We start from the raw sequence: 13,933 nt of genomic DNA, 5'->3' as shown, positions 1-13,933 counted from the left end.
TTATGTCATCTCTATCCCTTTTTCACGAAGATGGTTTTTCACATGCTCACGAACTTCATACCAGCTCTCCTTAAACAAGGCATATCTGACTACGTCTATATAGGTATCACCTTTACGGATATGTTTTTTAAAATGACCTTCCTGAATAAATCCAAGCTTCTGATGAAAGTGTAAACTGGCCTGGTTATTCAGCAGGACTTCTCCACAAATTTTCACAAGATCAAATTGTTCAAACATATGGTTTAAAGCTAAATAGCCCATAACCGTGCCTGCCCCACTGGGCGCATCCTCTTCACCGATATAGAATCCCCAGTAACAGTGGCTATGGTGCTTATGGATATCGGAAAAGCCAATCAGTCCGATGGGGCGTTCCTTCATGGAAAAAATAAAATAGGCATACTGATCACTTGCGGATATTTTTTTAAACCACTCCTGATGCTCGTCGAGAGATATCTTATTCTCGGAAAACATGCTTTTTCGAATCCGCTCCGAATTACGCCATTTCAAAATCATTTCCAGATGTTCTTGACGGACAGGTTCTAAGTTATACTTGCTCAATGGGAATGATCTCCTTTTTGTAAAATCGTTTGAAATAGGTTTTCCATGTGCATTTCTTTCTTTTCCATTAATTTGACAGATTTCTGACTGTACTGGCGCAGTTGATCGGGATGCTGGATCAACTGTTCAAGAGATTGGGCGATCATTTCCGGGGTTACGTCCTCTTTCTTCCCCAGATAATGAACGATTCCGTTTTCGGATAAATCTCTTGCAATCTCCTCCTGGTTTTTGGCAACTGTCATCATTATGGTTGGCAAGCCCAGATAGCAGCGCTCCCATGTAGTCGAACCGCCGGCACCAATGCATACATCTGCCCGATTCATCAGTCTGGCCATATAATCTACATGAATATGAAAATGGATTCTCTCATCTTCAGCGTATCTGGCTTTTAACTCATCTTTATAGGGATTGTTTTTTCCGAGAACGACATCCGCAGTTAATGTTCTGGATTTGATATGCTGAATCGCCTGCAAAGCCCTTGCCGTCTCATTTGACAGATCACTGCCCCCAAAAAAGACAAGGACATGATTCAGTTGATTTCTAACACGTGTATCGGTTTGGCGAAATTCTTTGCGAAGAAGCGCATATTTGGGTCCCAGAAATAATGAACAGTGCCGGGGAACCAGCGCATCATATCGTCTGTTCATTTGCTCATAAAAATTCTGATCCAGCAAATAATCACATTGATGCGGCCGGTCTGCCAGATCATCAATGACCATGATGTTGTGAACATAAGGGCGGATGGTCTGCTCCCATATATGATCGATTCCATAGTGATCAACAATCAGCAAATCGGGTCGAATGGTTTTCAAAACCTCAATGGTTTCCGCTGCATCCCTTTCCTGCGGGACTCCCAGCCATTTCTCATGGGTATTTCTCGGCTCGTTAATTTTGACATCCTTCCCGGGCAAAGCGAAAACATGAAAGCCTTTATCCCGGATGAACTCACACAAATGTCCTTCATGTTCCCGGCAAATGAAAGCAACGTCTGTCCCCCGCTCCTTTAACTGTTCGGCAAGGGTTAGACATCTCATGACATGACCGGTTCCGATTTGTACTGATGCGTCTGCTCGTATAACCACGTTCATCACAATCACGCTTCATTCTCAACTTTTTTCTGTTCAATATGTGCATTGATTTCTTTCCATTGAGGATGCTGATCCAGCAATTGGAGCATATCTTCCATTGAAAAATCACGTTGAACCCGATACAGGTGTTCAATCATTTTCTTGATTAATTCGAAATCCTCCGGAGTGTCAACAGTCCAGCGATGTATGCTTAAATCATCACGATGAAATACGCTTTTAATCGAAAACCGATCAGAATTTTTCCAGATATACGGTGTGACATGTTCCCGTTCCGATTGCATACGGGCAGACTGAAAAGCCTGCTCCAGAGCCTGAAACGAAAATACTTCCGTATCCATGCCCCGGGGGAAGGTGCGCTCCAGCGTATTGGACACATAATCCGCTTCTTCATCCTCCAGAAACGCCTGGATCACCCGGTCAATCACACCGGGATCAATCACCGGACAATCCGATGTCAGCCGAACCACAATTTCTGCCTCATATTCATTCGCCGCTTCATAGTATCGGGCCAGTACATCTTCTTCAGATCCCCTGTAACAGGAAACACCCTTTTCCGTGCAAAAATCAACGATTGGCTGGTCCTGTTCTTTTACTGTGGTAGCTACCACAATCTCATCAATAAGCCTGGATTTTTTCACCCGCTCTAGCTGGTATTCCAGCAAAGGTTTCCCGAGCACTTTTTTTAACACTTTTCCGGGCAAACGGGTAGACCCCATCCTTGCCTGGATAATCGCAACAGTTTTCACAAACATCACCTGCTATATGTTGACATAATATGCTTGACTGTATCAATGACGTGTTGCACATCATCATCTTCCATAGCTGGAAATAACGGCAGCGTCATCATTTCCTCGTACAGCTTTTCAGCAATCGGATAGGATCCTTTCTCATAGCCACGTTCACGGTAATACGGATGATAATGAACGGGGATATAATGAACATTGACTCCGATCTGTTGTGTACGCAATGCCTCAAAAATCCTTTTACGGTCAGCATTTTTTAAATGTTCCGGATTTAGACGGATCACATATAAATGCCAGCTGGAACGGCGGTCATCTTTTTCAAATGGAATGGTGATCCCGGGAACATCGGAAAATGCTTCGTTATATCGCTTCACAATCTCCCTGCGTCTTTCCACAAACGGATCCAGTTTTTTCATTTGACTCGTTCCCAGTGCTGCCTGAATATCGGTCATCCGGTAATTGTAGCCGAGAAAATGCATTTCATAAAACCAGGGTCCTTCATCCGGATTCTGAAGCCTGTCCGGGTCCCTGGTGATGCCGTGCTGGCGGAACTGCACCAATGTTTCGTAGTAATCCCGATGATTGGTTGTAATAATCCCGCCTTCCCCGGATGTAATGTGCTTAACCGGATGAAAGCTGAACATGGTCATATCACTGATGGAACCGATTTTTCTTTCTTTATAAGTGGCTCCCAGGGCATGGGCGGCATCTTCAATGACCACCAGATTGTGGCGTCTGGCAATCTCAAGGATCTCATCCAGATCAACCGGCTGTCCGGTAAAATCAACGGGTATGATCGCTTTTGTTTTTGCTGTGATTTTCTTTTCAATTTCTTGCGGGTCTATGTTATAGGTTTTTTCGTCGATATCCGCGAATACCGGGGTACCGCCCTGATACAGGACACAGTTGGCACTGGCCGCAAAGGTCATCGGAGTGGTAATGACTTCATCTCCCTCCGTTATACCCGCAGCAAAGCAGGCCCCATGGAGGGCAGCGGTCCCATTAGCAAAGGCAACCGCATACCTTGCACCTGTGTACTCGGCAATGGCCTCCTCAAATTGTTCGATGTATGGCCCCGTCGTTAAATAATCACCTTTTAGCACTTCCACAACCGCGTCAATATCATCCTGATCAATCCACTGTCTTCCATATGGGATAAAGCGATGTTTTACGTCTGGCATTGTCATCTAAACTCCCTGTTTCGCTATTGGCTGGTTAAGATCTTCGACTAAAGCCCGCAATTCTTCCACGGTTAGCCACTCATCATTTGTATCACTGGTATATTTAAATCCATCGGGCAGTGGCTTGCCGCCGTTTATTTCTTGATCATTCCACCACGGGAACTCCGGCTGAATAATGAAATAATCTTCATATTCCAGGGTTCTCCGGGCATCATCCTCCGTGATCATCGCTTCATGCAGTTTTTCTCCCGGGCGGATACCGACAAAGTCCAGTTCACACTCCGGCGCAATCGCCTGTGCCAGATCAACGACCCTCATGCTCGGGATCTTCGGCACAAAAATTTCTCCGCCTTTCATCCGTTCGAGGTTGTCAATAACAAACTGCACACCCTGATCCAGCGTAATCCAGAACCTCGTCATCCGTTCATCCGTAATCGGCAGACTTCCGGTTTCTTTCATCTTCAAAAAGAACGGCACGACACTGCCCCGGCTGCCAACGACATTTCCATAACGGACAACAGCAAATTTCGTCTCCTTATCGCCAACATACGAATTGCCCGCAACAAACAACTTGTCAGATGCCAGTTTTGTCGCTCCATAGAGATTCACAGGTGCTGCAGCTTTGTCGGTGCTCAGGGCAATCACCCGCTCAACCCCGCGGTCAATCGCCGCTTCAATAATATTCTGAGCCCCGTGAATATTGGTTTTCACCGCTTCAAACGGATTGTACTCACATGCGCCCACATGCTTCAGGGCAGCAGCATGAATGACGACATCCACACCGTCAAAAGCCCGGTAGAGACGCTCTTTATCTCTTACATCTCCAATAAAGAAACGCATCCGGGGATCCGTATATTCCTGCGCCATTTCATACTGTTTTAATTCATCCCGGCTGAACACAATGACTTTTTTGACATCGTATTGCAGGATCCTCTTAATAAATTTTTTCCCGAATGAACCGGTACCGCCAGTTACCAGGATGGTTTTGTTCTTCAGATTATACATAGAATCACTCCAATGTTTATTTTATAACCCTTTATATTGAATAAATTAATAGTGTCATATAACTTCCCACGTATCTAACAATTTTTTTTAAGATAATAATTAAAAGTAAAACAACTTTATTTATTAACGTTTACTAGCCTTTAACATTAATAATAACCTTACTGATTCAGAAACAATGGTTGAGCAAACTGCTCCAAATATTCCTATTACTGGTATAAGAATTAAACTTATTATTACATTAATCATGGCAGAGAGAGAACTACTAGTTGCAATTGATTTTGTTTTTTTTTCATATAGTATCTTTGCAACAGGTATATAGTAAAATCCTTTAATAATTTGTGCTATTAATAAACTAGGAAGGAGTAATATTGGTCCATAAAAACCACTGGAACTGATTAACTTTAAACCAAACATAGCTACTGGTATAGATATCAATCCAAATACTAGAACTATGTAAAAGAATATTTTTAACAGTTTTTCTGCTTCAGCCTGCTTTTCCTCAGTTCTTAACCTCATATATCTTGGTACAAAGGCATTATTGACACTAGTATAAAATAATGCAAGTACCATTGAAATCTGAACTGCTAAAGAGTAAACACCAAGATCATTTAGATCAACAAACTTTTCCAGGATGATTCGATCAGATGAATTAATTATCCAAACACTTGCTACATGAGGCATCATAGGAATACTATATTTTAAGCTTTGTTTAACAAAATTTAGATTTATCTTAAATTTAAAAGATTTATACTGCAGTATGTAGCTGAATATTAGCAAAATAGAAGTAAATAATAATTGTGATATTAAAGCACTTTCAGCACCTAAACCTTTACCAATAATTAAATATATTGTAAGTAACATTATCAGAGCTGCTTTTACTGTGTTTATTAAAACAAATAAGCCAGCCTTTTCTTGAACCCTAAAAAGAGCCATTGGAATAGAAAGCAATGCTGAAGCCCAAGATATACCTATTAAATAAAAATAAAATGGGAACACTGGGATATTATTAAATAAAATTCCACCTATAAATTCGTAAAAGTATATCAAAACAACCGCAATACATGATGATAGTAATATAGAAAATAATAATATAGACCCTAAGTATTCCCTTTGCTTTATCGTTTGATCTTTAAAATCATAATAAAAGCGTGTTATTGCACCTTTTAATGAAAAAATTAAAAAAATTTCAAATAGACCAACAAGTGTTTGAACTGTAGTCATTATTGCATATTCTGAAGGAGACAAATAATAAGTATAAATAGGAAGCATTAAAAATCCTACTAATGGGGTTACGATTCCTCCTAAAATATACAATATGGAGTTTCTTAAAAAAATATTTTTCTTTAATGTCTTTTTTAAATACATGATCAATAACTCTCTTTCAAATAGAGTTATGGAAAAAATGTTAAGGGATAAGTTCTAAAAATGGTTTCATTTTAACTTTCCATAAATTGTCAATTTCTAACAAAGTTTTTTGAGTTGTAGGGTAACCATTTTGCATTTCCTCTTTAAACATCTCTATTGCATCGTAACTAGGGTTTTTTCTGTTAAGAATCTTCATTAACGAATCAGTAAACTTAGGAAATACATTTGAAGTTTTAAGGGATAATTTTGGAGCAGCCGAATACCCTAACCCATTAAAGGTATATAAGTGTCCCAAACCTCTTCCATCTTCCGCTAATAATAAACTAGGTTTTCGTGTTCGAAGAAACCATATATGTGCATGGAGTCTAAATCCAATATGAGCATCAATATTACTATAAAAAGATAATTTCTCTGATCCACCAGATAAATCAACAAAATATACTTCATTTCTATTCCAATGGGGCTTAATTTCCTCTTCTAAACTCCCCTTATATCCGTGAAATGTTATATATACATCACAAGAAAATTCTTTTTTTACTTTTAGTGCTAACAAATACGCCATTTCTTTATGATGATTATTATGGGGTATAGATATACTAATATTTTTTATTTCTTTGGGGAGTACAAATGGTTTCTCTATATAATTATAGTCAAACAATCCGCAATCACCAGTTGTTCCATAACAATTAATTCCATTATTCTTTAGGAGATTCTCAGTGGTTATATCTCTACAAGATATAGCCCCATGAGCACCATAAGAATCATTTTTTTCACCGAAATATTTTGCTAATTGTTCTTTATCTTTTTTGTCAAGCATTAATTTATGTGATTGTCTTAATGTACCTGGATAAGCTTTCCATCCAGCCCCCACCGCAAATATAGGTATTGCATTTCTATATGCTTCTTCTAAAAACATACTTCTGTTTTTAGGAGCTACACTATTACCTTTAAGAGTAGGTCTTAATGCTGGTGCTAAAATTGCTTTATATTTTGTAAGGTTTTCAACTTCTATTGGCGTATTATCAACCGCACTTGTAAAATCAATCTTTACTTCACTTCCTTTCACATATTTTATAAGTTCGGCAAGACTTTTACCGATTAAATCATCTCCAGAATTTTTTGTTCCACTTTGAGGATAAGTTGACAATAATAAGTAAGACAATTTCTATACCTCCAAATATTATTCTGCACTAAATAAGGTGGTAAAAAAAATTTAATACATTTAATATAGGTATACTGATCAGTATCATCAGTAATAAAAATATTGCTTATTTTTTAACGGTTTTAAATTCATCTTTTTTAATTGACTATAAGAGATATTGGTGGAAATCAACTTAACATAACCTCTTTTTATTAGGTCATCCATATATTGGTATCCTTCAATATTCACTACAAAAGTTTTACAATTATATAGTAAAGATTCAAAGATTGCAGTGCTATTTACTCCTATAACATATTTACATTTATTTAATAAATAATATATTGATAATTGATTAGTTATAACTTCTAACTGTTGTGTATCCTTAAATAAATATAAATCCTTATATTTTTCTTCCCAATTATTGAATTCACTTGGATGGAGTTTATAATAAACTTTTACATCTTTATTTTTACTTATAAAATCTGCAGCAATACTTGATAACTGTTTCCCTATAGTTCCTTGGGAAATAAATAGTACATCATCACTTTTCAACTTGTATTCCAAAATATTATTTAATGGTTTTAAACATTTAAATTCATTTACTGATTGAATATTATTAATAGGTAACTTCACGCTGTCAATCCAATATTCACCAAAAGTGATTATCTCATCTGGAAAGTACGGTATTTCATAATCAACCGGGAAATAATATCCCATATGATAGTTGTTTATAACTCCATGCTGAACTTCTTTAACTAGAATACCTCTTTCTTTTGCAGCGGCAATAAGTTCTTCTTTTCCATAGGAAACCACAAGATATATCTCTTTAGGCTTAATTTTATCTAATAACTTGTCATAAAACTTCTTATCAAAATAAAACCTAAATATCTTCTTTTTTACTAAATGAGTTATCTTGATATTAATCTTTAACTTTTGTTTTATTTCATCTTCAATGTCTTTCAAAATTTTTATACCCTGCAGCTTAATTTTCCAAGAAAACAATTTATAGAGGCCGTCTCTAATTAAGTGACCAAATCTCTCATAATATAATCCTACATTCTCCCCTAAATGTTTTCCGTAATGATCAGGTCTGTCAAGGAACAAATAATTTTTATTTTCTATCTTTAATTTCTCAATAATATCATATAAATATGCATCTACATAATCTCCCTTATACTTTATTTTTCTACCATGAGACAATATCAATACATCATAGTCTTGTAAATTTTTCCTTTTTGATATGTTTAATATGCTATATTTAATTAGTAACACTATACGTTTAAATTTATCAGCAACTGACATTGGATGGCCCTGCTCAATCAAGCCTCTTTTCATTAAAATTTCCTCAAACAAATCTTTACGGATTAACTTCCAAAAAGCAATATTTTTATATTTCAAATCAAATACTTGATAATTTTTTTCTATGTTGATAAACCAATCCCTTATATCCTTTAAATTGTCCATTACGTCATCCACCTTTTGTAGTCCCTACTTTTTTAATCATTTTATGTATAGAAAAATAATATATTATATAGAAAGCGTTTATACAAGATACAGTTAAAAAAACATAGTCATCTGTTAACCCATATAAATTTATTGCCAATATAAGCATAAAGCCCCTTCGATCATTTGAAATAAGGGTTGCCTTATATGCTTTGTAAAACAGAAAAGTGTAAAGAAAAAATCCAATAGCACCAGTACCTATCAATATAGTTAAATATTGATTATGAGGATGTACTTGTAGGAACCCACCTATATTATTTATATTCCTAACATATGAGACACCTATTAACTGATTTACTACTGATAAATTCTTATAGTAGTTTATATAATCTATCCATATCTCTTCTCTTCCACTAAAAATCAATCGATAATTCAAACCATATTCTGAAGACTTCGAAATTATAAATTCCATAAAAAAAGACGAACTAAAGGTTATAGCTATTATTAACACTGTAATGATTTTTTGCAGTATTTTATTTTTGATAACTTTAAAAATAATAAATGATGAGATAAGAACAATTATAAACGAACCCAAAATACTTAACTTTCCACTAAAGAAAATAATATATAGACTTGTAGCCAATGTAGAAAATTTAAATATTTTTAAAAAAATCTGTTGAGGTTTTAAATGCAGCGCAAATATAAAAGAAATTAAAGCAACTAAAGCTGTAACACTAAACCTTAAAAATTCTACAGAATTAATTTCTATCGCCAAGTTAAATATATATTTAACTCTTGTTTTTGAAACAGGGGAAAACATTATGATTAAAAAATTAATGTTATTAATGATCATAATAATGTAGGATACATAGGTAATAGCGTTATATTTTAAATACTCAACGATCAAATACATAAATAGTAATAATATGCTGTAAATTGTTAATGAGAGAAAATCATATAAATTGTTATATGCTATCCCCGAAATAATATGGTATCCAGTAAAAAATAAAATAAAGTAATCATAAGTTACATTTGTAAAAAATAATCTTAATCCGCAAAATGCAAAAACCGCAAAAGTAAAGAGTACAACTGGGTTATATACATTTGTATAAACATATCCTACATATGAACCAATAATAAAAATAATCCAGGATACAGAAATAAAGTTAAAAATACTTTTTTGTTGGTTTTGAAGAGCTATTGACAAGATTATCCCTCACATCTAAAAGCATTAACAAATTAATAAAAGTAATGGGTATTACATTATTTATTTTATTTTAATGATTGCTTTGAGAATCCAGTATATTAACAAACTCATAGACTTAACCAATGATAAATGTTCATATTCTCGGTATATTTTCCAGTGGTAGCTTACGAGAGATATTTTATTACTGGAAATTGAATTATCTCTTTCACGATGACTTGCAAGAACTTCTTTTAAACCATATATGTACTTCTCTTCCTTAATTATTTGCAGCCATAAAATGTAATCATTTCTCTTTTTAATATTAGGTATTTCAAACTTTCCTAAAACTTCGGCATTATAGATCACTGTTGAATTCCCAGGACAATGTTTTAGTAAGCCCTCATAGTCACTCTTAGCTTTAGCCTCAACAATTCTATTAAGATCATTTCCGTTTTCGCCTACTTTCGAATAACTTGTACAAGTAAAATTATAGCCATTTTGTTTCATAAATGTTATCTGTCTTGATAGTTTTTCTGGATGCCATATGTCATCGCTATCTAAAAAGGCTAAATATTTACCATTTGCTAATTCTATTGCTTTATTTCTGGCAGCAGCAGCACCAGAATTTTTATCTAGCCTAAAGTATCTAATACGAGGTTCCTTTTTAAGATAAGACTTAATGATCTCTCCTGTTCTATCAGTTGAACAATCATCGATAACTATTGCTTCCCAATTATTATATGTTTGGGATATAACCGACTCTATAGCACTACCAATAAATTTTTCACAATTATAAGCAGGAATAATTACTGAAACTAAATCTTTATCGTTTTCATCTTTATTCCTCATTTTTTCTCCCCATTTCAGATAATTCAATGGTTTTCCGAAAATCACTGATAACTCTATAATTATCTCTATATTCACTCATTTGTTTATCGTAGTAAAGGTCACCGAAAACCTTATTTATTAAATCAAGTTTCGGTTTCAATATTTTTATTAAGAAATAGTTAAAAAGCCTGGTAAATCTAATCTTTTTTCCATTTACTTCTGCTATTATTTTAACCATATTACTTGTTTTGATATATTCGGTATTTTGAGGAAAAAAAATTCCCTTATCTTCATTATCAATCACTAATCTGATAAGCTCACTCAAATTGTCTATGTAAATCATACTACGCTTGTTGTGAACATCAGGGAATAGCGGCAATAATTTAACAGCTTTAGATAGTTTAGAATAATTACCTTTTGAGTTTTTGCCATAAATCATTGGTGGCCTCAATATAACTATCTTAAAGTTATCATCTTCTAAAAGTTTTAAACCTTTTTCAGCTTGTAGCTTACTTTTTCCATAAAAATTCTCAGGGTTTGGTATTGTATCTTTGTTAATATATCCTTTTTCTGCACTTCTATCCCCATAAACAATTATACTGCTCATAAAAATAAACTGTTTTACTCCATCAGCCTTTGATTTTTTGGCCACTTTAATAGTTAAATCACGATTAATTTTAAAATACAAGTCTTCCATCTTAGGATCAGATGAAACATGCGCAATTCCTGCAACATGAAATATTACATCGTACATAGAAAAACTATTTTCTTGCCATTTATCATTTTTTAAGCTGATTTTGTTCACTAAATACTTATCGGGGAATCTCTTTAACCATTTTTCAAAGCTGTTACCTATATAACTATTAACACCCGTAATAAGTATTTTTTTCATTTTGTAATAGACTCCTTATCCGAAACAACTCTTTTATTATTAATACCGTTTCTACCTTCCACTATTCCTTCACTTTTTATAACACTTATAATAGTTCCAAACAGACACCTTACATCCATAGTAAAGCTTATTTTCTTTACGTAATATCCATCTAGTTTGGCTTTTTCCTCGATCGGTATTTCATCTCTACCATTAATTTGTGCCCAGCCAGTAAGGCCAGGCAACAAGTCATTAGCCCCATATTTATCTCTTTCCGCTATTAAATCAAATTGATTCCACAAAGCTGGTCTGGGGCCAATTATACTCATATCTCCTTTTAAAATATTAAAAATTTGTGGTAGTTCATCAAGACTTGTTTTTCTAAGGACTTTTCCAATCCTTGTAATATATGATTCAGGGTTGTCCAGCATATGCGTAGGCATATCTGTGGGTGTATCTGTCCTCATCGTTCTGAATTTCAATATATAAAAATGTTTTTTGTATTTACCCACTCGCTTTTGTTTAAATAAAATCGGACCCTTTGAATCAACTTTGATTAACAATGAAATTAATACAAATAATGAGGATAATAAAATAAGTGCTAAAAAGGATAAAACAATATCTATAAATCTTTTAAAAAATTGTTGGTACAACGTCTTCACCCCACAAAAAATTGACCTTAAATCATTTGACCCAATTGCGTTGAGCCTGTTTTAGCATTAGCTATATTTAACACATGGGATATTATTTCATTGTCAGACATATGTAAATGATCTTTGATTATTTTGTTTAAATAAGTTTTATTAATATGATGTACCTTACCAATATATATTTTCTCAAAAATTTGCTCAGGATGTACCTCATTTTCATTCAACAATTCTTCATACATTTTCTCACCCGGGCGAATCCCGGTAAATTGAATTCCAATTTCATCCACATCGTAACCGGACAGTTTAATAAGATTTTTTGCAAGATCTACAATTTTTACTGGCTCGCCCATATCGAGAACAAATATTTCTCCGCCTTTTGCCAGTGCCCCGGCCTGAATGACAAGCCTGGATGCTTCCGGGATCGTCATAAAGTAACGGGTCATATCTGGATGAGTAACGGTAACCGGGCCGCCATTGGCAATTTGTTTTTTAAATAATGGAATGACACTCCCTCTGCTTCCCAGTACATTACCGAAGCGAACAGCGACAAATTTTGTATGACTATCTTCATTAATAGACTGAATGACCATTTCGGCTACACGCTTGGTCGCTCCCATGACATTCGTCGGATTCACGGCTTTATCCGATGAAATCAGCACAAAAGTATGAACTTCTGAGGCATCTGCTGCTTCTGCGACGTTTTTAGTCCCAATAATGTTGTTCTTTACTGCCTCTTTTGGATTATACTCCATCAGGGGTACATGTTTATGTGCAGCTGCATGATAGACGACATCGGGCTGATGTTCTTCCATGACTTCAAACATCCGTTCCCGATCCTGAATATCCCCGATGACAGGAACGATTTCACACTCCATGTCATACATATTCTGGCGAAGTTCCATATCAATCTGGTATATGCTGTTTTCGCCATGACCAAGAAGTATGATTTTTTTGGGATTAAACTTGCAAACTTGCCGGCAAATTTCCGAACCAATTGATCCCCCGGCTCCTGTTACGAGAACGGTTTTATTTTCGATATAACCCGAGATACTGTCGATATCCAGCTCAACAGGCTCCCTTCCCAGCAAATCTTCAATGGAGACATCCCGAACCTGATTCACTGAGACATTCCCGAGGACCAGATCTTCAATCATCGGCAAGATTTGCACATTTTGACACACCGCTTTTGCCTGTTGAACGATTTCCTTAATCCTTGATTTTTCTACCGAAGGCATGGCAATCACAATATGATTGATGCCTTTCTTTTCCACCACTTTTGGCAAATCATGCATCGAGCCATAAACCGGCAAACCGGAGATGGTCAAATGGTGAAGGGTAAAATCATCATCAATAAATCCAATTACCTCAAAATCATTCCCCTGATTTTCCTTGTATTGCCGTGCCAGCATGCGACCGGCCGAACCGGCACCAATAATGAGAGTGCGGTTTTGGGATTCAGGTGATTTGACCTTTTTGGGGAACAAGTTAAATCCATATGTATTGATATAGCGCCAGGCAAAGCGAACTCCGCCGATTAAAATGATATGCAGCATCCAGGTCACGATTAAAGCACGCTGATATATCGAATCATAAACGAGATATTGCCCTGCACCAGCCAATAAAACGGAAAGGGTGACAACGAAAAAGATTCCCCTCAATTCTTCCAGGCTGGCATAGCGCCATACCTTGCGATAAAGCCCAAAAGCGTAAGAAAAGATATGATGCCCTGCAAGAAGAATAATCGAGCTTAATAGAATCATCTGATTAAACGTTGCTGCATATGGGTTCAGGAAAAAATGGGACATATAAATCGAAAAAGATACAATCAGCGAATCGATAATGATTAAAGAGATCAATCTCATCTGATAAGACAA

The 13,933-nt window shown here is 35.6% G+C and carries 13 protein-coding genes; all 13 read right to left on the bottom strand.

Annotated elements, in window-relative coordinates:
* Complete coding sequence (gene pseH, locus EDD68_RS03370; RefSeq protein WP_243646740.1) at positions 1–558, bottom strand: UDP-4-amino-4,6-dideoxy-N-acetyl-beta-L-altrosamine N-acetyltransferase; 558 nt, start codon at positions 556–558, stop codon at positions 1–3.
* Positions 555–1,646: a UDP-2,4-diacetamido-2,4,6-trideoxy-beta-L-altropyranose hydrolase gene (gene pseG / locus EDD68_RS03365; protein ID WP_132370821.1), complete on the bottom strand. Its 1,092-nt coding sequence runs from the start codon at positions 1,644–1,646 to the stop codon at positions 555–557. Before pseG ends, pseH begins: the two co-directional genes overlap by 4 nt.
* Positions 1,647–1,651: 5 nt before the next feature.
* Positions 1,652–2,392 carry a cytidylyltransferase domain-containing protein gene (locus tag EDD68_RS03360; protein ID WP_132370884.1) on the bottom strand — a complete coding sequence of 247 codons (741 nt, stop codon included), beginning with the start codon at positions 2,390–2,392 and terminating at the stop codon, positions 1,652–1,654.
* A gap of 5 nt (positions 2,393–2,397) precedes the next feature.
* On the bottom strand, positions 2,398–3,576 hold the full coding sequence (pseC, locus tag EDD68_RS03355; RefSeq protein WP_132370820.1) for a UDP-4-amino-4,6-dideoxy-N-acetyl-beta-L-altrosamine transaminase: 1,179 nt from the start codon (positions 3,574–3,576) through the stop codon (positions 2,398–2,400).
* Positions 3,577–4,575: a UDP-N-acetylglucosamine 4,6-dehydratase (inverting) gene (gene pseB, locus EDD68_RS03350; RefSeq protein ID WP_132370819.1), complete on the bottom strand. Its 999-nt coding sequence runs from the start codon at positions 4,573–4,575 to the stop codon at positions 3,577–3,579.
* Positions 4,576–4,698: 123 nt separating this feature from the next.
* Positions 4,699–5,940, bottom strand: a complete 1,242-nt coding sequence (locus tag EDD68_RS03345; RefSeq protein WP_132370818.1) for a lipopolysaccharide biosynthesis protein — start codon at positions 5,938–5,940, stop codon at positions 4,699–4,701.
* Between the two features lie 40 nt (positions 5,941–5,980).
* A complete protein-coding gene (locus tag EDD68_RS03340) occupies positions 5,981–7,102 on the bottom strand; it encodes a polysaccharide pyruvyl transferase family protein (protein ID WP_132370817.1) in 1,122 nt (373 codons plus the stop codon).
* 87 nt (positions 7,103–7,189) lie between these two features.
* Positions 7,190–8,545 carry a hypothetical protein gene (locus EDD68_RS03335; protein WP_132370816.1) on the bottom strand — a complete coding sequence of 452 codons (1,356 nt, stop codon included), beginning with the start codon at positions 8,543–8,545 and terminating at the stop codon, positions 7,190–7,192.
* A gap of 4 nt (positions 8,546–8,549) precedes the next feature.
* Positions 8,550–9,731, bottom strand: coding sequence for an O-antigen ligase family protein (locus EDD68_RS03330; RefSeq protein WP_132370815.1), 1,182 nt, complete (start codon positions 9,729–9,731; stop codon positions 8,550–8,552).
* 60 nt (positions 9,732–9,791) lie between these two features.
* Positions 9,792–10,559, bottom strand: coding sequence for a glycosyltransferase family 2 protein (locus tag EDD68_RS03325; RefSeq protein WP_132370814.1), 768 nt, complete (start codon positions 10,557–10,559; stop codon positions 9,792–9,794).
* Positions 10,549–11,430 carry an NAD-dependent epimerase/dehydratase family protein gene (locus EDD68_RS03320; RefSeq protein WP_132370813.1) on the bottom strand — a complete coding sequence of 294 codons (882 nt, stop codon included), beginning with the start codon at positions 11,428–11,430 and terminating at the stop codon, positions 10,549–10,551. Before EDD68_RS03320 ends, EDD68_RS03325 begins: the two co-directional genes overlap by 11 nt.
* Entirely contained in the window at positions 11,427–12,062 is a 636-nt protein-coding gene (locus EDD68_RS03315) for a sugar transferase (protein WP_132370812.1), read from the bottom strand. The genes EDD68_RS03320 and EDD68_RS03315 overlap by 4 nt, the downstream gene beginning before the upstream one ends.
* A gap of 26 nt (positions 12,063–12,088) precedes the next feature.
* The gene (locus EDD68_RS03310; protein ID WP_132370883.1) at positions 12,089–13,933 is read right to left on the bottom strand and encodes a polysaccharide biosynthesis protein; all 1,845 of its coding nucleotides are present in this window, start codon (positions 13,931–13,933) and stop codon (positions 12,089–12,091) included.

Origin of the sequence: Melghiribacillus thermohalophilus (assembly GCF_004342905.1) — a bacterium.
GTDB classification, from domain to species: Bacteria; Bacillota; Bacilli; order Bacillales; family Alkalibacillaceae; genus Melghiribacillus; species Melghiribacillus thermohalophilus.
This window is presented reverse-complemented; position numbering and strand designations above follow the sequence as displayed.

Coding starts and splice junctions, on each gene's coding strand:
- pseG (WP_132370821.1), bottom strand. CDS start 1,646: ATGAACGTGGTTATACGAGCAGACGCATCAGTACAAATCGGAACCGGT.
- pseC (WP_132370820.1), bottom strand. CDS start 3,576: ATGACAATGCCAGACGTAAAACATCGCTTTATCCCATATGGAAGACAG.
- pseB (WP_132370819.1), bottom strand. CDS start 4,575: ATGTATAATCTGAAGAACAAAACCATCCTGGTAACTGGCGGTACCGGT.
- EDD68_RS03345 (WP_132370818.1), bottom strand. CDS start 5,940: ATGTATTTAAAAAAGACATTAAAGAAAAATATTTTTTTAAGAAACTCC.
- EDD68_RS03335 (WP_132370816.1), bottom strand. CDS start 8,545: ATGGACAATTTAAAGGATATAAGGGATTGGTTTATCAACATAGAAAAA.
- EDD68_RS03325 (WP_132370814.1), bottom strand. CDS start 10,559: ATGAGGAATAAAGATGAAAACGATAAAGATTTAGTTTCAGTAATTATT.
- EDD68_RS03320 (WP_132370813.1), bottom strand. CDS start 11,430: ATGAAAAAAATACTTATTACGGGTGTTAATAGTTATATAGGTAACAGC.